This is a genomic window from Gordonia neofelifaecis NRRL B-59395, from assembly GCF_000192435.1.
GTDB lineage: Bacteria > Actinomycetota > Actinomycetes > Mycobacteriales > Mycobacteriaceae > Gordonia > Gordonia neofelifaecis.
Window position 1 is genome coordinate 121,548 of record NZ_AEUD01000003.1, and the last position, 18,933, is coordinate 140,480.

The 18,933-nt window shown below is 68.1% G+C and carries 18 protein-coding genes; 7 read left to right on the plus strand and 11 right to left on the minus strand.

The genetic code is table 11. The features are described from left to right. Nucleotides 1–11 precede the first annotated feature (11 nt). The 3 genes from trxA (at nucleotide 12) to SCNU_RS04675 (ending at nucleotide 2,778) form a co-directional block, all read left to right on the plus strand. The gene (gene trxA / locus SCNU_RS04665) at nucleotides 12–368 is read left to right on the plus strand and encodes a thioredoxin (protein ID WP_009678207.1); all 357 of its coding nucleotides are present in this window, start codon (nucleotides 12–14) and stop codon (nucleotides 366–368) included. A gap of 83 nt (nucleotides 369–451) precedes the next feature. Then, the gene (locus SCNU_RS04670) at nucleotides 452–1,606 is read left to right on the plus strand and encodes a DUF7373 family lipoprotein (RefSeq protein WP_009678208.1); all 1,155 of its coding nucleotides are present in this window, start codon (nucleotides 452–454) and stop codon (nucleotides 1,604–1,606) included. Continuing rightward, nucleotides 1,603–2,778, plus strand: coding sequence for a DUF7373 family lipoprotein (locus tag SCNU_RS04675; protein WP_139025807.1), 1,176 nt, complete (start codon nucleotides 1,603–1,605; stop codon nucleotides 2,776–2,778). The genes SCNU_RS04670 and SCNU_RS04675 overlap by 4 nt, the downstream gene beginning before the upstream one ends. Here the strand turns inward: SCNU_RS04675 and SCNU_RS04680 are convergent. Both SCNU_RS04680 and SCNU_RS04685 read right to left on the minus strand, forming a co-directional pair. After that, nucleotides 2,765–3,952: a lycopene cyclase family protein gene (locus SCNU_RS04680; protein WP_009678210.1), complete on the minus strand. Its 1,188-nt coding sequence runs from the start codon at nucleotides 3,950–3,952 to the stop codon at nucleotides 2,765–2,767. The genes SCNU_RS04675 and SCNU_RS04680 overlap by 14 nt on opposite strands. Further along, on the minus strand, nucleotides 3,949–4,719 hold the full coding sequence (locus SCNU_RS04685; protein ID WP_009678211.1) for an SDR family oxidoreductase: 771 nt from the start codon (nucleotides 4,717–4,719) through the stop codon (nucleotides 3,949–3,951). Before SCNU_RS04685 ends, SCNU_RS04680 begins: the two co-directional genes overlap by 4 nt. A gap of 92 nt (nucleotides 4,720–4,811) precedes the next feature. Here SCNU_RS04685 and SCNU_RS04690 point away from each other — a divergent pair, with 92 nt between their 5' ends. After that, nucleotides 4,812–6,440: an ABC-F family ATP-binding cassette domain-containing protein gene (locus SCNU_RS04690; RefSeq protein ID WP_009678212.1), complete on the plus strand. Its 1,629-nt coding sequence runs from the start codon at nucleotides 4,812–4,814 to the stop codon at nucleotides 6,438–6,440. A gap of 15 nt (nucleotides 6,441–6,455) precedes the next feature. Here SCNU_RS04690 and SCNU_RS04695 read toward each other — a convergent pair whose 3' ends face one another. Then, nucleotides 6,456–7,037, minus strand: coding sequence for an MSCRAMM family protein (locus tag SCNU_RS04695; RefSeq protein WP_009678213.1), 582 nt, complete (start codon nucleotides 7,035–7,037; stop codon nucleotides 6,456–6,458). A gap of 16 nt (nucleotides 7,038–7,053) precedes the next feature. On the opposite strand from SCNU_RS04695, the gene SCNU_RS20570 reads away from it, so the two are divergent. Further along, nucleotides 7,054–7,431: a hypothetical protein gene (locus SCNU_RS20570; RefSeq protein WP_175284070.1), complete on the plus strand. Its 378-nt coding sequence runs from the start codon at nucleotides 7,054–7,056 to the stop codon at nucleotides 7,429–7,431. Here SCNU_RS20570 and SCNU_RS04705 read toward each other — a convergent pair. The 4 genes from SCNU_RS04705 to SCNU_RS04715 form a co-directional block, all read right to left on the minus strand. Next, nucleotides 7,392–7,994, minus strand: a complete 603-nt coding sequence (locus SCNU_RS04705; RefSeq protein WP_009678215.1) for a class F sortase — start codon at nucleotides 7,992–7,994, stop codon at nucleotides 7,392–7,394. The two genes, SCNU_RS20570 and SCNU_RS04705, sit on opposite strands and share 40 nt — an antisense overlap. Before the next feature lie 103 nt (nucleotides 7,995–8,097). Then, nucleotides 8,098–8,292, minus strand: a complete 195-nt coding sequence (locus tag SCNU_RS21025; RefSeq protein ID WP_337998780.1) for a hypothetical protein — start codon at nucleotides 8,290–8,292, stop codon at nucleotides 8,098–8,100. 118 nt (nucleotides 8,293–8,410) lie between these two features. Continuing rightward, nucleotides 8,411–9,079 (minus strand): alpha/beta hydrolase, encoded by a 669-nt coding sequence (locus tag SCNU_RS04710; RefSeq protein WP_337998784.1) that lies wholly within the window; start codon nucleotides 9,077–9,079, stop codon nucleotides 8,411–8,413. Continuing rightward, a complete protein-coding gene (locus SCNU_RS04715; RefSeq protein ID WP_040517643.1) occupies nucleotides 9,079–10,440 on the minus strand; it encodes a flavin-containing monooxygenase in 1,362 nt (453 codons plus the stop codon). The genes SCNU_RS04710 and SCNU_RS04715 overlap by 1 nt, the downstream gene beginning before the upstream one ends. Nucleotides 10,441–10,507: 67 nt before the next feature. Between SCNU_RS04715 and SCNU_RS04720 the strand changes: the two genes are divergently transcribed. Next, nucleotides 10,508–11,095: a TetR/AcrR family transcriptional regulator gene (locus SCNU_RS04720; protein WP_009678217.1), complete on the plus strand. Its 588-nt coding sequence runs from the start codon at nucleotides 10,508–10,510 to the stop codon at nucleotides 11,093–11,095. Between the two features lie 83 nt (nucleotides 11,096–11,178). Here the strand turns inward: SCNU_RS04720 and SCNU_RS04725 are convergent, their stop codons facing one another. The 4 genes from SCNU_RS04725 to acnA all read right to left on the minus strand — a co-directional run bounded on the left by SCNU_RS04725 (nucleotide 11,179) and on the right by acnA (nucleotide 18,025). Further along, entirely contained in the window at nucleotides 11,179–12,720 is a 1,542-nt protein-coding gene (locus tag SCNU_RS04725) for an acyl-CoA synthetase (protein WP_040517743.1), read from the minus strand. Between the two features lie 84 nt (nucleotides 12,721–12,804). After that, nucleotides 12,805–14,463 carry a VWA domain-containing protein gene (locus tag SCNU_RS04730; RefSeq protein WP_009678219.1) on the minus strand — a complete coding sequence of 553 codons (1,659 nt, stop codon included), beginning with the start codon at nucleotides 14,461–14,463 and terminating at the stop codon, nucleotides 12,805–12,807. A 175-nt stretch (nucleotides 14,464–14,638) separates the two neighbouring features. Beyond that, nucleotides 14,639–15,211, minus strand: coding sequence for a TetR/AcrR family transcriptional regulator (locus tag SCNU_RS04735; RefSeq protein ID WP_009678220.1), 573 nt, complete (start codon nucleotides 15,209–15,211; stop codon nucleotides 14,639–14,641). 15 nt (nucleotides 15,212–15,226) lie between these two features. Next, nucleotides 15,227–18,025, minus strand: coding sequence for an aconitate hydratase AcnA (gene acnA, locus SCNU_RS04740; protein ID WP_009678221.1), 2,799 nt, complete (start codon nucleotides 18,023–18,025; stop codon nucleotides 15,227–15,229). A 286-nt stretch (nucleotides 18,026–18,311) separates the two neighbouring features. Here acnA and SCNU_RS04745 point away from each other — a divergent pair, with 286 nt between their 5' ends. Beyond that, nucleotides 18,312–18,905, plus strand: coding sequence for an Rv1476 family membrane protein (locus SCNU_RS04745; protein WP_040517645.1), 594 nt, complete (start codon nucleotides 18,312–18,314; stop codon nucleotides 18,903–18,905). The last annotated feature ends 28 nt before the right edge of the window (nucleotides 18,906–18,933 follow it).

Sequence of the window (18,933 nt, forward strand, 5' to 3'; positions counted from 1 at the left end):
TAGATACAGGCATGGCAACAATTGATCTGAGCGGCGACGACTTCGAACAGACCATCGTCGACAACGACATCGTTCTCGTCGACTTCTGGGCCGACTGGTGCGGACCGTGCAAGCAGTTCGCCCCGACCTACAAGGCGGCGTCGGAGAAGCACGGTGACATCGTCTTCGGCAAGGTCGACACCGAGGCCGAGCAGCAGTTGGCCGCCGCGGCCAGCATCCGGTCCATTCCGACTATCATGGCGTTCAAGCAGGGACGGCTCGTGTTCAACGAGGCCGGTGCGCTGCCGCCGCAGGCGCTCGACAGCCTGATCGACCAGGTCAAGGCTCTCGACGTGGAGCAGGCACTCAAGGAGAGCGGCCAGGAATGACGGCCTACGGCCGACACGCCGGAGTCATTCGCCAGATGTAGTCACCGTTCGTGGCGGTAGCGCGCGCCCTTTAGGATCTGCCTATGCATTGGAAACGCGCAGCCGCGGTGGTCGGAGCAGTCCTCAGCATCTCGGCGGTGACCGCGTGCACCGTCGACGGGACCGCGACGCGAGGCCCGGTGCAGTTGGACACCGGAAAGTATGCGACCACACTGCAGCCGGCTGCGGGTACCGCCGACAGCGAAGCCGCGATGGACAAGCTGCGAGCGATGCGGTTCGGCGAGGACATCGTCTTCCGTGACGAGATCGATCCACAGCTGACGAAGTTCAGCATGCCGACCTATCCGATCTCCGGGGCCGCCGGGCTGAAGGGCGTGTTCTCGGACGCCGCCGACCTTCCGGAGTCGCAGAAGCTGCGATACGGCTTCAGCATCGCAGGCGGCAACCCCGACGACGGCAACGACAAGGGGATGAACCACGCCGTCCTGGTGTACACCGATCCCGCGGCGGCGACGGCCGCACTGAACGCGATGTCCGGCCAGATGCTGCGCAAGAACTACGGCTCGCCGATGCAGCGCACGCAGATCCCGGGAATGCCCGCCGAGACCGTCGCCCTCAGCGGCAAGTCGAGCAGTGGTTCGCAGATCTCGGTCGCGTTCACTCCGGCCGGGGACAAGGTGATCTACACCTGGGCGGACTCGAAGGACGGCGCATGGACGCAGTCCGTCGTGCGGTCGGCGTACCAGAAACAGAAGGTCCTGATCGACGGCATGAAGCCGATCAGTGAGGACCGGCAGATCGATCCGACCGGGATCACCCGGGCGGTGCTTCCCACCGAGTCCGGAAGCGGCTCGGCCTACAGCGGTGCGGTGGCCGGACCGCGGACCATCTCGCAGCTCGCGGGCAAGTCGTCGGCCACGTACAAGGATCTCGCGAGCGCCGGGGTGACCGAGGCCGCCGTCGGCGGATCCCTGGTGTTCCACGCCGGTGGTGAGGACCAGGCGAAGAAGCTCCTGACGTCGCTGTCGGACACCTCCGACGACCCGGCGGCGAAGAAGGCGGCGAGCCCGCAGGACCTGTCGTCGGCGATCTGCCAGACCAGCAAGTCGTCGACGGGCACCGACACGGCGAGTTGCTTCGTGGCGGTCGGCTCGTACGCGGTGCAGGCGGACGGTTCGGACCTGCACGACGCGCAGCAGAAGATCTCCGCACAGTATCTGCTGCTGAAGCAGCTGTGACATCAGCGGCCGTCACGGCATCGACCCGGCGGACCAGGGTGCGGGCGACGGCGGTCGCCCTGCTCGGCGCGGTGTCGGTGGCGACGCTGGGCGCATGCACCCTCGACGGGGCTCCGGTGCGGGCACCCGTGTCGATCGACGCCGGTCGGTATCCGACGTCGCCCGGACCGGCCGAACCCGATGCGGCGACTCCGGGAGCGGTCGCGCGGTTGCAGTCGATCCGCCTCGCCGACCACGTGATCCTGACCGATGAAGCCGATCCGGCGTTCACCTCGACGAGCGTCATGTCGATTCCGCTCACCAGCATGAAGAAGGTCGACCTGCTCATGCCCGGCACCGAACACATCGGTGCGGCCGATGCCTACCGGTACGGCTTCTCGACTGTGGCATCGGACCCGAAGGCACCCGAGAGCAGCATCTCGCATGCGGTGCTCGCGTTCGCCGATTCGGCGAGTGCGTCCGCCGCCGCGGCCCAGCTGGCGGCTGCCGGGCGGCGAGCGAGCGATGGTCGTACCGGCGTGCCGATCGCGGGCCTCCCGGCATCCGCTCAGGTGGCGCAGGGGCCGTCCGCGGGTGTTGCCGAGTCGCCGGCGACGTACGTGTCGATGGCGTTCACGCCGATCGGCGACACGGTCGTGTACACGCGTGTGCAGGACCGCAGCGCCGATCGGAGCCGGAAAGTCGTGGTCGCCGCCTACGACAAGCAGCGCGCGATGCTCGCCGGATACCGGCCCGACCCCGGTTCGGAGGTCGATCCGCACGGACTCCTGCGTGCCACACTGCCCGACCGGAGCAATGCGCTCATGGCGCACATCGTGGTCGGCAGGCGGGGAGAGGCGCACTTCTACGACGAACCGTCGAAGACGCTGCGCACCCTCGAGGATCTCGGGATCGCCGAGTCGGCGAAGAACCTCAGTCAGGTCTACCGGGCGGGCAGCACCGAGAAGGCGCGCGCCTGGCAGCGCTATCTGGAGACGTCGTACGCCGTCGACCGGAGACAGGAGGCCGCGGCACCGCTGGATCTGCCGGGGGTCGGCTGCTTCTACCGGCGGTCGTCGAGCGTGGTGTGTCTGATGACCGTTGGCGAGTACGTCGCCGAGATCAGTGCCACGAAGCTCACGGACGCACATCAGCAGGCATCGGCGCAGTACCTGATTCTCAAGAAGATGTGACGAGCTCGACCAGCGCCCGCATGGACGCGAGGCCGACTCGCGCCTGCAGCGCGGTCGGGCACCGGCGGAAGACCCCGGCCATCGCCCGGGCGACTCCGGCGGCGTCGTCGGGTGCCGAGAGGTAGGCGCGCTGCAGCGGGATCGGCAGGGCGAAGAAGGCGTCGAAGAACGCGACGAGTGCCTCCGGCGGGAGCCGGACGAGCATGAGGAGTCCGAGCAGGCGCAGTCGGTAGGCGATGCGTGCTCCCGTCGGCCACAGCGCCCTGCGGGGGTCGCGGCCCGCCTCGATCGCCGCCACGACGCGGTCGGCCGCGTGCAGCGACTGCGCGACGCTGTAGCCGGTCGCCGGATTCAGCTGACCGCCCACCGCGCCGATCGGGAGCGCGGGTCCCGCACGCCAGGGTCGCGGCCGCGCGTACATGGGGAAGTCGACGATCTCGGTCGCGGCGTGATCGGGCAGGTCGGGTCGGCGCAGACCGGACCGCCGCAGACGGGACCGACGCTGCAACTCGTCGACCGGGAGCGGCGGGCGAGCGGCGAGGCACGTCTCTTCGACGAGACGTCCGCGCGCCGTATCGATGCAGTAGCTGAACGACGGTGTGGTCTCCCGGGCCCGTGTGCCTGCGCCTTGTGTGCGGGAGTCTCGTGTGTTCGGGGCTCGCCAGTCCATCAGGACGGTCCGACCGCTGTTCTTCGGCGCTTCTCGGTCGGCGCGGTCATCGAACACGCCGAACGCGGTCTGTCGGGGGATGTGGGCGCCGGTCGGTCCGGCGGTCCCGCGGGCGTCGACGACATGGCGCGCGGACAGGACGCTCCCGTCGGACAACGTCACCGCCTCGGCGTCCAGCCTGCGGGCCCGGGCAGCCACCACCCGGACACCGTCGAGGGACAGGGACTGCTGAAACAGCTCGGAGTCGAGCACCAGGTAGCCGCGCTCGATCACCCGCTCGCCGGGAGTGAAGACCTGGAACGACGGGCTCTGCGCGGCGATCACCGCGCCGTCGAGCCAGTCGGGGGCGTCGTCGGCGTACATGCCGAACGTCTGTCGCCACGGTGCCCGGGGAGCGGGATCCACGAGCACGACCGCCAGCCCTGCCGCGGCCGCCCGATGCGCCAGCGCGCGACCGGCCGGCCCGGCGCCGACGACGATGAGGTCGTTTCCAGCGGGCTTCACATGCCGCCGGTCGCGAGCTTGCCGCCGTCGACGCGGATGGTCTCGCCGGTGATCCAGGACGCGGCGTCGCTGACGAGGAAGGCGACCGTCTCGGCGATGTCCTCCGGTGCGCCGACCCGCTTCATCGGGTAGGTCTGGGCGGCGGCGTCCTCGCCGGCGGCCAGGAGGACGTCGGCGAACTTGGTCTTGACCAGACCGGGTGCCACCGCGTTCACCCGAATCGCGGGGCCGAGCTGCCAGGCGAGCTCTTCGGTGAGGTGGATGAGGGCCGCCTTCGATGCGCCGTAAGCGGCGATCAGACCGGTCGGGCGGAGGCCCGCGATGGAGGCGATGTTGACGACGGCACCGCCGGAGTCCTTCATCCCCGCCCGGTAGGCCTCCTGGATGTAGCCCAGCGCGGCGACGACGTTGGTGTCGAAGGTCTTGCGGACCGCACCGAGATCGGCGTCCATCAGCGGTCCGGCGGTCGGATTGATGCCGGTGTTGTTGATCAGGATGTCGATGCCGCCATTGGCGACGGCGGCGGCCACCGCGGCTGCGCGATGCTCGGCGTCCCCGGTGTTGCCTGCGACTGCGGTGACGGTCGCGCCCGGAACGGTCGCGCGCAACGATGCGGCGGCCTCCTCGAGCGGTTCCGGCTTGCGGCCGGTCATCACGACCGCGGCTCCGCGGCGCGCGAGTTCGAGGGCGATGGCGTAACCGATGCCGCGGCTGGCGCCGGTGACGAGTGCGGATCGGCCGGTGAGGTCGGTGGAGAGTGCGGTCATGGATCAACCGTAGTCCCGCGCGAAGCGAGTCCGGTCACCCGACGTTCCGTCGATTCGGGTTCGCAGGCCTTCTCTCGGTAGAGTTGAACGCCGTGATCACCGCGACCGACCTGGAAGTACGAGCGGGCGCGAGGACTCTCCTTTCGGCGCCCGGAGACCACCTGCGCATTCAGCCCGGCGATCGGATCGGCCTGGTGGGCCGCAACGGCGCGGGCAAGACCACCTCGCTGCGCATCCTGGCCGGCGAGACGCAGCCGTACGCGGGTTCGATCCGGGCCTCGGGGCCGGTCGGCTACCTTCCGCAGGATCCCAAAGAGGGCGACCTCGACGTGCTCGCGAAGGACCGGGTGCTGTCGGCGCGCGGTCTGGACGAGATCCTCGCGTCCATGGGCAAGCAGCAGGCACTGATGGAGGAGGCCGTGGACGAGAAGGTCCGCGATCGCGCCATCGTCAAGTACGCCCGGCTCGAAGAGCGGTTCGGTGCGCTCGGCGGGTACGAGGCGGAGAGCGACGCCGCACGCATCTGCAACAGCCTGGGCCTGCCCGATCGGGTGCTGGCGCAGCCGCTGCGAACGCTGTCCGGCGGTCAGCGACGCCGCATCGAGCTGGCGCGGATCCTGTTCGCGGCGTCGGACGGGTCCGGGAAGTCGGACACCACGCTCCTGCTCGACGAGCCGACCAACCACCTCGACGCCGATTCGATCGCCTGGCTGCGGACCTTCCTGCAGAACCACGAAGGCGGGCTGGTGGTGATCAGCCACGATGTCGATCTGCTGGCGGACGTGGTGAACCGGGTCTGGTTCCTCGACGCGGTGCGCGGTGAGGCCGACGTCTACAACATGAGCTGGAAGCGCTACCTTGACGCCCGCGCGACCGATGAGCAGCGCCGCAAGCGAGAGCGTGCGAATGCCGAGAAGAAGGCGGGTGCACTGCGGGTGCAGGCGGCCAAGCTCGGCGCCAAGGCCACCAAGGCGACGGCTGCGCAGCAGATGCTCAAGCGGGCCGAGCGGATGATCGACGAGCTCGACGAAGTGCGGGTGGCCGACAAGACCGCCCACATCCGGTTCCCGGAGCCCGCCGCGTGCGGTAAGACCCCGCTGATGGCGAAGGGTCTGACGAAGGTCTACGGATCTCTGGAGATCTTCACCGGAGTGGACCTGGCGATCGACAAGGGCAGCCGCGTCGTCATCCTCGGACTGAACGGTGCCGGCAAGACGACCTTGCTGAAATTGCTTGCGGGCGTGGAGAAGCCAGATCTGGGCGAGCTCGAACCCGGCCGGGGGCTCAAGGTCGGCTACTTCGCGCAGGAGCACGACACGCTCGATGACGACGCCACGGTGTGGGAGAACATCCGACACGCGGCGCCCGACGCCGGTGAGCAGGATCTTCGCGGATTGCTGGGCGCGTTCATGTTCACCGGACCTCAGCTGGAGCAGCCTGCGGGCACGCTGTCCGGTGGCGAGAAGACCCGTCTCGCGCTCGCCGGACTGGTGTCGTCGGCCGCGAATGTCCTGCTGCTCGACGAGCCGACCAACAACCTCGACCCGATCTCCCGTGAGCAGGTGCTCGAAGCCCTCCGCAGCTACACCGGGGCAGTGGTGCTGGTGACGCACGACCCCGGTGCCGCCGAGGCGCTGGAGCCGCAGCGTGTGATCCTGCTGCCCGACGGGACCGAGGACCACTGGTCGGACGAGTACCAGGAACTGATCGAGCTGGCGTAGTGTCGCCGGTCGGGCTCAGCTGGTCCGGCCGGATGGGACCGAGCTCAGGGGGACGCGCGCCTCGGGGTCGCGCGGTGCGACGTAGTCGACCGGGATGTCGTAGACCGTCGAGTCGGTCTCCGTGTCCCTCTTGATCCACACCCGGTGCGGGGTCAGATCGAGCTGGTACCCGGCCGGTGCCGCGTCCTCCAGCAGGTCGTAGCAACCGGGGGCCAGATCGCGGTAGGCCACTCCCTGAGCGTTGGACGTCATCGTCACGGCGTAGTTGCCGCTGCAGGTGACCACCCGGAAGATCGCTCCGCGCAACGGTTCCCCGGTGATGCGGTCGCGCTTGGTGAGGCCGAGAGTGCCGAGGACGGGCTCGGTCGGGTTGGCCACGGCGCGGATCTGGCGTTCCTGATCACGCCCGCGCTCGATCGTCCCTTCATAGACTCCGTCCGGGTCCTCTAGGCGGTAGCCGTCCGGCACGCCGATCACGGTGAACCGGAAGTATCCGACGGGCAGCGTCACCTGCGCCGGTGTCGTGATCGGCTGCGAGCGATGCGGTGGTGCCGACAGTTGGATCACCACACCGGAGACATCCTCACCCGACGTCATGTCGGACGCCCAGACCGTGAGCGTTCCGGTTCGCTTCTCGGATGGAGTGCTCGTCGGCGGAGTGGTCTCGGTTGAACTCGTGGACGGTGGATTTCTCGGACTCGTCGTGTCGCCGGGCGGCCTGGTGCCGGGGCCGGTCGGCGTCGCAGACGTCGAGGTGTCGGCCGGGGACGACGTCGAGGCGTCGGCCGGGGCCTGCGTACTCGTGGCCGGCGCGTCCCCGGCGGGCGTGTCCGCCAACGCGATGGCGGGCGTGAGCGCCAGGCAAATGGCTGTGGTGGCGAGAATCGCGGAGATTCCGCGGCGATTGGTGTTCATGGTCTTCTCCTACGGCGAATGGGGTCGAGTGGGCGGTCAGACCGGGACGGCGAAGACGACGACGTTGTCGCGGTAGCCGAGCGGTGGCCCGATGAACGGTCCGCCGCAGGTGATGAGCGCGAGGGTCTCCGGGCCGTCGCGCCGATTGAGCTCGGCGACGGGCAGACCGCCCGAACCCGTCGCCTCCTTGTCGGCCAGCACGGTTCGAGTGATGCGGTAGTCGTGGCGGTGCCCGTCGGTCGTGGTCAAGTCGACGGTGTCGCCTGTCCGCAGAGTCGTGAATCGCGACGCGAACCCGGAGCCCTGCTGGACGTCGTCGACGTGTCCGGTCACCACGATCGCGCCGCTCCCGGATCCGGGGAGCGACGAGTCGACCCACCAGCCGAGACGGTGGACGTCTCGAGGTGGGAGAAGAGCTCCCGCGGTGTCGGTGGCCACGGCGTCGATGGCGGCGGCCGCTCCGTCGATGGTCAGATCGACCGGAGTGGACGGAGCGTCAGACGCCGCACGGACCGGCGCCGGAAGGTTCGCCTGGGCGGTGCCCGGCGGTGGCGAGTCGCCGCCGTCGGCTGCACAGGCGGCCGTGAAGACGAGCGCGGCGGCGGCCACCGAGGTGACCGCCGCCTGGTAGATCTTCATCGCTACTCCTCGGTGCCGCGCGGTCACGCCTGATGCGTGTTCGCTGCTGCCCCGACATGAATGAGATCGGTGGCGGCGGCGCGGCGTTAACGAGGAGCGTCGTTCAGTCGTTCAGCTGAATGACCCGCTGATCGTCGGACTCGAGGTCGGCGCGCTCGCGATCGACGATCCCGTGATTGCGCAGGAAGAGCAGTTGGTGCTCGACCACCGCGTCGAACCACTCGCCGCCGGGGAGGACGTCGAAGTGATCGCACGGGTAGTGGCGGACCTCGGCGCGAGCGTCGAAGGCGGCCTTCATCGCCGCGTGCGGCGGTGCGCCGCGGTCGAAGTCGGCGATCTGGAAGAGCGTCGGGAGGTGGTCGCGTACCTGCGACGGAATGACCCACGAGATCAGTCGGTCTCGACGTGGAGCAGGGTTACCTGCCGAGTTCGGCGCCCATCGCCGCGTCGACTTCGTTGCGCCAGGTGGGGCCTGCGATGGAGAGGTAGGCCTCCTCGTAGCCGTCGGCGGTCAGTGCCGCGAGCGCTCCGGGCGGTCCGACGATCGGCATCAACGTCGGGGCGCCGCCGGTACGCTGCCGGACCGAGCTGCCGATGCCGGCGATCGTCGATCGCAGCAGCGTGCTCGGCTTATGCAGGGGGAGTGAGTGTTTCGCGGCGGCGGGACCGCTCACCATCGGCACCAGGGACAGCACAGCCGCGACGTCGCCACGCCCGGCCGCGGTCTGCAGAACGTGTCCGCCCGACTGCGAGACACCCCACAGGACGAGGCGGTCGGGGTCGACGCCGGGCTGAGCTGCGACGGCCCGGCACGCGGCGCGGTAGTCATCGATCTGCCCCGTGAGCGAGACCTTCTGCCGCGGCAGGCCTTCGGAGGATCCGAAGCCGCGGTAGTCGAACGCCAGGACGTTGAGCCCGGCGGCGGCGAACCGCTCGGCGAAGGGCTCGAGCCCGGAATCCTTGGTGCCGCCGAGCCCGTGCGCCATCACGACCGCCGGTGTCGGAGCCGAGGCGGCGGTGACCGCCGGGTAGAACCATCCGGAGAGCCGGGCGCCGTTGCTGTCCAAGATCAGGTCGGTGCGCATCACGATGCCGCTCCGTTCACTCGTGCCCAGGAGACGACGCCTTCGGCGGCCGCGCGGCGCGCGCCCTGCGGCAACTCCCTGGTTCTCATGTCGTGTTCGTACAGGAAGTAGTCGAGCTGCTGAGTGTGGCGCGGGCGGTCGAGCATGTGCCCGGTGTACTTGTGCATGTCCTCTTCGATCACCCGGCGCATCTCGTCGACGGCGGGTGGCCGGTAGCGGCCGACGGCGTAGGCGCCGACCATCCGGGCCTGGCATTCGACGAACGGGAAGAGGGTCGGCGTCGACTGTGCGAAGCCGACGAACATCAGGTCGTCGATCCCGGGGTAGAGGATGCGTTTGTAGAGGTCGATCCGGTTGTCCGGGGCGCTGATGAAGTCCTCGTCGAAGAACGGGAAGGTGATGTTGTAGCCGGTCGCGCAGATCAGGAAGTCCACGTCGTCGACGCGGGTGCCGTCGTCGAAGTGCACGGTGCGGCCGTCGAGCCTGCTGATGTTCGGCTTCGGGGTCACATCGCCCGATCCCAGCCGTAGCGGCAACTCCACCGACTGGGTGGGGTGGGCCTCCATGAACTTGTGATTCGGCGTCGGGAGCCCGAGGTTCTCCGGGCGGCCGGACATCAGCGGCTGCGCGAGCTGCGACAGCTTCCGCTGCCAGGACGCCGGAATGTACGGATTGGTCTTGAAGTACTTGTCCGCGGGCTGGCCCGCCAGGTACTTCGGCACGATCCAGGCACCGGACCGGGTGGAGAGGTAGACGTCGTTCTGCATCGCCCTCGACGACAGTTCGACGGTGATGTCGGCGGCGCTGTTGCCGAGTCCGACCACGACGATCCTCTTGTCGCGGAAGTCGTACGGGGTGCTCGGGTCGATGTAGTCGTGCGCGTGCATCGCGACGCCGTCGAACGTGCCGGGGAAGTCGGGCATCCGCGGATCCCAGTGATGCCCGTTCGCGACCACGAGCAGGTCGAACTCGCGCTTCTCGCCCCGCTGAGTGGTCAGTTCCCATCCGCCGCCGGGCAGTCGCCTGGCGTGCTCGATACCGTTCTCGAACTCGATGTTCGCGAGCAGATCGAATGCCTCGGCGTAATCGTCGAGATACTTCTTGATCTGCGTGTGGTGCGGGAAGTCCGGGTACTCCATCGGCATCGGGAAGTCGCGGAACGACAGCTGATGCTTCGACGTGTCGATGTGCAGCGAGCGGTAGGCGCTCGAGTGCCCGTTGGGATTGCCGAACGCCCAGTTGCCGCCGATGCGGTCGGACGATTCGAAGACCGTGTGCGGTATTCCGTAGTCGGTCAACATCTTCGACGACGTGAGTCCGCTGATGCCTGCGCCGATCACGGCGGTGCTGGGTTTGACCATGAACCGCACAGTACACACATCTGCAAATGTGTCTACCAAGGTTTGCGGGATTGGTAGCTTCTACTTCATGGCCGTCACCAGAGAGCAGGAGTCAGCGGACCGGATCCTCGTCGCGGCGACGGAGTTGGTCGCCGAGTCGGGGATCCGGGCGACCACGATGCGCGGGGTCGCCGACCGCGCCGGGGTGTCGCGCGCGTGGCTGTACCGCCTGTACCCGGACAAGTCCGCACTGGTCGGGACCGTGCTGATGCGCCTGGTCGAGGAGAGCTGGTCCTCGGCGCGGGCGGAACTCGACGGTGTCGCCACGCTGGCGCGGAAGCTCGCGGTCGGTGTGCAGATCGGCAGACGGGCCTACGACGATCCGGGCGCCACGCTGATGCGGCTGCGCACCCGGGAACCGGACGAGTACGCCGCCTTCGTCGGCGCGGGCGTGCAGGGCGTCGTCCCGGATCTCGCCGCGTTCTGGCGGGAGTATCTCGAAGAGTCGGCCGCAGCCGGCGAGATCTCGGGGGAGCTCGACCTGGCGGAGGCGAGCGAATGGGTGGCGCGCAACCTGATCAGCCTCGGCACGATGCACTCGGCGACGATCGATCCCGACGACCTCGATGCTCTCGAAGCGCACCTCGCGCGGTTCGTGATGCCCGCGCTCCGTTAGGAGTTCGACTCAGCAGTGTTCGGTGTGACCATGTGGTGGTCACACCGAACACTGCCGGCGTCGAGAGGCCGGAGTGATGCGGCTCAGACGCCCAGCACCTGCTTGCGGAGCTCGCCCTTGACGAGCTTGCCGGTCGGAGTGCGGGGGAGGTCCTTGACGAACCGGATGTCCTTGGGGACTTTGAACGAGGCGAGCTCGGCCTTCGCGAACTGGATCAGTTCCTCGGCCAGCTGATCGCTGGGGTCGACGTCGTCCATCAGCTGGACGAAGCCGACGGGCCGCTCGCCGAGGTCGTCGTCGGGCAGCCCGATCACGCCGACGTCGTACACGGCGGGGTGATTGATGAAGACGTTCTCCGACTCCTGCGGGTAGATGTTGACGCCACCCGAGATGATGGTGAACGCCTTCCGATCGGTCAGGTACAGGAAGCCCTCGTCGTCGACGTAACCGAGATCGCCGGTCGTCGCCCAGTTGTCGTGGCGGGGGTGCTGGGCCTCGGCGGTCTTCGCCGGGTCGTTGTGGTAGGTGAAGGGCATCTCGTCGCGTTCGAAGTACACGGTGCCGACCTCGCCCGTGGGCACGTCGTCACCGTCCGGGCCGCAGATGTGGACGATGCCGAGCACGGCGCGGCCCACGGAACCGGGATGGGTCAGCGAGTCGGCCGAGCCGATCAGCGTGACGCCGGCCGCCTCGGTCGCCGCGTAGTACTCGGTGATCACCGGACCCCACCAGTCGATCATCTTGCGCTTGACCTCGGCAGGGCACGGCGCGGCAGCATGGATCGCGACCTTGAGACTGGAGACGTCGTACGAGGCTCGGACGTCGTCGGGCAACTTCAGCATCCGGACGAACATCGTCGGCACCCACTGACTGTGCGTGACCGAGTACTCGCCGATGTAGCGCAGCGCGGTCTCGGGATCGAAGTGGTCCATCACGATCACCGTCCCGCCCAGCGCGTTCGTCATGGCGCAGTACCGCAGGGGCGCGGCGTGATACAGCGGAGCGGGAGACAGGTAGACGGTGTCGGGTCCGAATCCGTAGATCTGGCCGAAGACCGACGACATCATGTCCGGTGCCTCGTCGACCTGCACCCCCGGCAGTGCGGGCCGGATCCCCTTGGGTCTGCCGGTGGTACCCGACGAGTACAGCATGTCGGCGCCGCGCGGCTGACTCGAGAGCGGTGCGGGCGACGCGGCGTCCCGGACGACGTCGTAGTCGAGGAAGCCGTCGACGGGACCCTCCCATGCGATGCGCCGGGCGGGCTCGGCGAGGGCCTCGATGCGGTGCGCCTGCGAGACGGCGTCCGCGACGTTCCCGGAGGCGAACACGGCGCGCGCACCGCAGTCGTCGAGGATGTAGTTCACCTCCGACGGGGTGAGGTGGTAGTTCACCGCGGTCACGTACATGCCGCTGCGAACCGCAGCCCAGTACACATCGAACATCCGCAGATCGTTGTCGGACACGATGGCGATGGTGTCGCCTTCGCGGATTCCCAACTCCCGCAAGTGATTCGCAATGCGCGTCGAACTGTCCATCAGCTCGCGATAGGTGACGTGCTCGCCGGTGGCAGGGCGGATCAGTGCGGGCTTGTCGGGGGTCGCGGCGGCATGGGTTCCTGGGTACACGGTCACTCCTGGGGTGATGGACGTCTCACCGACGAAGGTACCGAGTAATCGCTCGCTTAACTAGGGTTCGGCGTCGTCGGATCCTCAGGCGGCCTCGACGCGGTACGACACGGCCTGCAGGAGGATGGCCGGGATGTCCTTCGGATCCCTGGCGATGAACGAACTGCCGCCGGTGGCATCGGCGATCTGCTTGAGAGCGTCGGCGTCCGCGTCCTCGGAGATCCCGACGGCGATGATCGGGATGCGGCGGGCGGGGTTCTTCATGATGTTCAGCTCCGACACCAGGTGCTGCAGCGTGATGCTGTCCCGGTCCTCGTTGCGGCCGTCGGTCATGATGATGACGCTGTTCGAGTAGGCGGGGTCGTACGAGTCGTAGACCGTTTTGAACGCGGCGAGCGCGGTGTCGTAGAGCCCGGTGCCGCCGTGCACGTTGCCGAGCGTCTGCCGGATGGCGTCGGCCAGCAGATCGCGATTGGTACGACCGTCGGTCTTGTCCGAGATCGGAGCGATCGGCATCACCTCGCGGTAGTCCTGCCCCTTCCCGCCGCGGTCGATGCTGAACTCCCAGTAGCCCAGCGCGGTGTTCTTCGGGAACTGCTGCAGCCCGAACAGCGACGCCTCACGGAGCAGTGCGGCCCGGGAACGTCCGCCGGCGTCCTGCTCCATGGAGCCGGAAACGTCCTGGGCGACCAGGGCGCGGATCGGCTGGGTCAGCGCCGTCCACTTGCGGAGGATGTTGTCTACGAGCTCCCGGGCGGGCGGTTTGATGACGGTGACGCCGTCGACGCCTTCGTTGTCGGGGAGTGGCTCGCCGTCGGCGGAGCGCACGGCCTCGCTCTGCCGGATCTGCTTGCCCTTGTCGGTCTGGAGGGTGGCGACGAGCGCCTCGATCGCGTCGCCCGCCACCGTCTGATCGGCGGCCGGTGCGACGTTCACCGCCCGATAGTCCAGGGAGACGGTGCCGGTGCCCGGCACTGCGGCCTCGAGCTGGGCATCCGGATTCTCGCGGGTGAACTTCGTATAGGCGCGCTCGGTGGTGAGCGCGGCCGTGGGGCCGCTGCTCGCGGCCACCTGAACCAGGTCCGGCGAACTGTCGTTGTCGTTCATCATGAGGGCGCGCTTCGTCAGGACCTGGACCAGGTCCCGGTGCGTCAGTGAGCCGCCGGAGACCTCCGACAGCGCTCCGACCACCGCGGCGTTGCTGACATCGCTCTTGGCGGGCGGATTCATCCGCAGCTCGGGCCGCTGCAGAACATCGGTCCACGCGGGCATGGCCGGCAGCTGACGGCCGGTCACGACCACCGGGGTGGTGCCGAGGGAGGGACCCACGTCCGTCCACGACCGCCCCAGCGCCGTCCCGACCTGTCGGACGCGTGCCTGTGATTCAGCGACCCAGATCTCCGGAGCGTTCTTCTGCGCGAGTCGCACATTGGTGTGGCTCGGATCGACGGCCTCGACCGAGTAGTCGAAGCAACTGTTCGCCGACGTCTCCTTCGCGAGCCGAGTCACGTAGTCGGCGGCGTCGCGGTCGACGATGACGGAGACGGACGGGTTCTCCGAGCAGTCCGCGCGGTTCATGTCCCACACCGCGTAGACGCCGCCGGCGAGCAGCACGGCGAGCGCGACGGACAGGCCCACGCGAGTGCGCGTGCCCGTCAGCGGCGTGCGGCGCGATCCGGCCCGGTCTGCGGGCTGTTTCGGCGATCCGCTGCTCGACCGGCCGGCGTTATGGTGTTGGCCCATGTCGGTGGACCCTCCTTGCGAAAAATCTCGGGAATGCGAGAGAAGGCTAGCTCATCGGTGAGATGGGCCACCTCCTGGGTCGCGTGTCGGCACGATTACTGCGCGCCGTCGAACGCTCATACGACAGTGGCCCGGATCTCCGAGCGTCGGAGATCCGGGCCACAGGTCGCGAGAGTTATTCTCCCGCAGGGGCTCTGACGGAGGCCTCGACGAGGTCGAGGACGGCGTGCAGATCGTCGGTGGACTGGCCTGACGCCAATCTCGTGACGAGCCCGTCGAGGATCACGTCGAGGTAGGTGACCAGCACCTCCGGCTCGACGTCCTTGCGGAGACTGCCCGCTCGCCGCTTGCGTTCCAGGCGAGCGAGAGTCGCGGCCTCGCGGTCGGCGCTCTGCGCCTCCCAGGCCTCACGGAAGCCGGGGTCGGTGCGGATCTTGCGCACGATCTCCAGCCGCGTGCTGAGCCAGTCGAAGTCCTTCGGGCGCGCGAGGATGTCGCGCATCACCTGGACGAGACCTTCTTGCGAGGCGACGTCGGCCATCCGCTCGGCGTCCTCCCGTGCCAATGCCAAGAACAGGGCTTCCTTGTCCTTGAAATGGTGGAAGATCGCGCCGCGGGAAAGGCCGGTCGCCTCTTCGAGACGTTTGACCGTCGCTCCGTCGTAGCCGTACTCGGCGAAGCAATGCCGCGCGCCGTCGAGGATCTCTCGACGACGCGCGGCAAGACGGTCATCGCTGACCCGTGGCATTCAGCAGCCCCGGGGTCAGCTCTGGATCATGTTCCGCAGCACGTACTGCAGGATGCCGCCGTTGCGGTAGTAATCGGCCTCACCGGGCGTGTCGATGCGGACGACCGCGTCGAACTCGACCTTGTCGCCGTTCTCCTTGGTGGCGGTCACCTTCAGCGTCTTCGGAGTCACGCCCTCGTTCAACGCGGTGATGCCCTCGATATCGAAGACCTCGGTGCCGTCCAGGCCCAGGGTCTTGGCGTTCTCGCCCGCCGGGAACTGCAGCGGGACGACGCCCATGCCGATGAGGTTGGAGCGGTGGATGCGCTCGAACGACTCGGTGATGACGGCCTTGACGCCGAGCAGCACGGTGCCCTTGGCGGCCCAGTCACGCGAGCTGCCCGAGCCGTATTCCTTGCCGCCCAGGACCACCAGCGGGATGCCGGCGGCCTTGTAGTTGACCGACGCGTCGTAGATGAACGACTGCGGTCCGCCGTCCTGGGTGAAGTCGCGGGTGTAGCCGCCCGAGACGCCGTCCAGCAGCTGGTTCTGCAGGCGGATGTTCGCGAACGTGCCGCGGATCATCACCTCGTGGTTGCCGCGACGGCTGCCCAGCGAGTTGTAGTCCTTGCGGGCCACACCGTTGGCGTCGAGGTACTGCGCGGCGGGGGTGCCGGGCTTGATGGGGCCGGCCGGGCTGATGTGGTCGGTGGTGACCGAGTCGCCCAGCAGCGCCAGGACGCGGGCGCCCTTGATGTCGGAGACCGGCTGCGGCTCGAGGGTCATGCCGTCGAAGTACGGAGCCTTGCGGACGTAGGTCGACTTGTCGTCCCACGCGAAGGTGTCGCCCTCGGGGGTGTTCAGACCCTGCCAGCGATCGTCACCGGCGAACACGTCGGCGTAGGACTTGCGGAACATGTCCTGGCTGATCGCGGTCTTGATGGTGTCGTCGATCTCCTGCGCCGACGGCCAGATGTCCTTCAGGAAGACGTCGTTGCCGTCGGTGTCCTGACCCAGGGCCTCGGTCTCGAAGTCGAAGTCCATGGTGCCCGCCAGGGCGTACGCGATGACCAGCGGCGGCGAGGCCAGGTAGTTCATCTTGACGTCGGGGGAGATGCGGCCCTCGAAGTTGCGGTTGCCCGACAGGACGGCGGTGACGCTCAGGTCGTTGTCGTTGACGGCCTTGCTGATCTCGTCCGGCAGCGGACCGGTGTTGCCGATGCAGGTGGTGCAGCCGTAGCCGCCCAGGTAGAAGCCGAGCTTCTCGAGGTACGGCCAGAGTCCGGCCTTCTCGTAGTAGTCGGTGACGACCTGCGAACCGGGAGCCATGTTGGTCTTGACCCACGGCTTGGAGGCGAGGCCCTTCTCGACGGCGTTGCGGGCCAGCAGGCCCGCGCCGATCATGACCGACGGGTTCGAGGTGTTGGTGCACGAGGTGATGCCCGCGACCGCGACCGCGCCGTGGTCGAGGATGAACTCGCCGCGCTCGGGGTCGACGACCTTGACCGGCTTGCTCGGGCGGCCGTGGGAGCCGTTGGCGGCGGACTGCACGTTCACCGCACCGTCGTCGGCGAAGGACAGGACGGCCGGATCGGAAGCCGGGAACGACTCCTCGACGGCCTCGTCGAGCTGGGTGTGAGCGGCGGGGTGCTGCTCCTCGACGTAGTTGTGGATGTCCTTGCGGAAGGCGACCTTCGACTCCGACAGCAGGATGCGGTCCTGCGGGCGCTTCGGGCCGGCGATGGACGGCACGACGGTGCCCAGGTCCAGCTCCAGGTACTCGGAGTAGGCCGGCTCGTGCTCCGGGTCGTGCCACATGCCCTGCTCCTTGGCGTAAGCCTCGACGAGAGCGAGCTGCTCGTCGTCGCGGCCGGTCAGGCGCAGGTAGTTGATGGTCTCGGCATCGATCGGGAAGATCGCGCAGGTGGAGCCGAACTCGGGGCTCATGTTGCCCAGGGTGGCGCGGTTGGCCAGCGGGACCTCGGCGACGCCCTTGCCGTAGAACTCGACGAACTTGCCGACCACGCCGTGCTGGCGGAGCATGTCGGTGACGGTGAGCACGACGTCGGTCGCGGTGACGCCCGGCTTGATCTCACCGGTCAGCTTGAAGCCGACGACGCGCGGGATCAGCATGGAGACCGGCTGGCCGAGCATCGCGGCCTCGGCCTCGATGCCGCCGACGCCCCAGCCCAGGACGCCGAGGCCGTTCTCCATCGTGGTGTGCGAGTCGGTGCCGACACAGGTGTCGGGGTAGGCCTTGCCGTCGCGGACCATGATCGAGCGGGCGAGGTACTCGATGTTGACCTGGTGCACGATGCCGGTGCCCGGGGGGACGACCTTGAAGTCGTCGAACGCGCCCTGGCCCCAGCGGAGGAACTGGTAGCGCTCGCCGTTGCGCTCGTACTCGAGCTCCACGTTGCGCTCGAAGGCGTCGGCGCGGCCGAAGACGTCGAGGATGACCGAGTGGTCGATGACCATCTCGGCGGGGGAGAGCGGGTTCACCTTGTTGGGGTCGCCGCCGAGGGCGGTGATGGCCTCGCGCATGGTGGCGAGGTCGACCACACAGGGCACACCGGTGAAGTCCTGCATCAGGACGCGCGCCGGGGTGAACTGGATCTCGATGCTCGGATCGGCCGAGGGATCCCAGTTCGCGAGGGCGTTGATGTGATCGGTGGTGATGTTGGCGCCGTCTTCGGTGCGCAGCAGGTTCTCGGCGAGAACCTTCAGCGCGTAAGGCAGCTTCTCGGTGCCGGGCACTGCCGACAGGCGGAAGATCTCGTACGAGTTCTCGCCGACCTGCAGAGTGCCGCGGGAATCAAAGGAATTGATGCTCACGTGTGCTACAGATGGTTAGCTGTGCTTCCTCTCCCTGAGTTAACGATACGTCCCATGGAGTCTACACACCGCCGACGGGAGTTCGTCAGAAGCGTCGCAGCATGCGGCGGGCTGCGGCCGCGTTGCTACCTCTCCAGCATAGCAGTACGCGCGTACTGGTTGGGCGGTAACGTCGACCCGACGCGCCGAGTTCAACTGCCGGTCGGGTCGACGGTCGGATTCGGCGGGGCGCTGCCGTATCCTGGGCGCCGACCGCCGACACCTTCGTTCGCAGGAGCCACATCTGATGAATCCGGGCCCAGCCGTGTTCGTTCTCGCCGAGCCCGCCACGCAGCCGCAGGCGGACGTGTGGTCGAACCTCGACATGGCCGCGATCAAGGAGTCGCTGACGACGACCGGTGTGTGGGCGCCCGCCGATCAGCAGGCAGCGCTCAAGGAACTGGTCCAGCAGGCGGACGCGGACGGGCACAGTCTGCACGTCGTCGTGCTGGATCAGTCGTATCCGAAGTTCACCGCCTACCGCGACATCGCGACCGAGTTGCAGTCGCAGGTCGGCGGCACGGTGCTCGTGTTCGGTCCTTCGGGCAGCGGAACCGCCTCGAGCGAGTTCAGCCGCGTCCAGCTCGAGGACGCGTCGAGCGACGTGACGAAGGGGTCGACCGCGACCCAGGCCGCGACGCAGATGTACCACAAGGCGGTGGATCCGAACGTCAACTGGAACGGGGTGACGATCGGCCTGATCGTCCTCGTCGTGATCGGTGCGGTGATCGCGCGACTGCAGATGAAGCGCAAACGTCGCGCGGAGTCCGATCAGGTGCCCGCTGCTGTCGGCGGGGGTTCGGACGACGGTGAGCCGGACGACGGGGCGCCGTCGTCCTGACCGCTTCATTCGCGTAGTCGAACCGAAT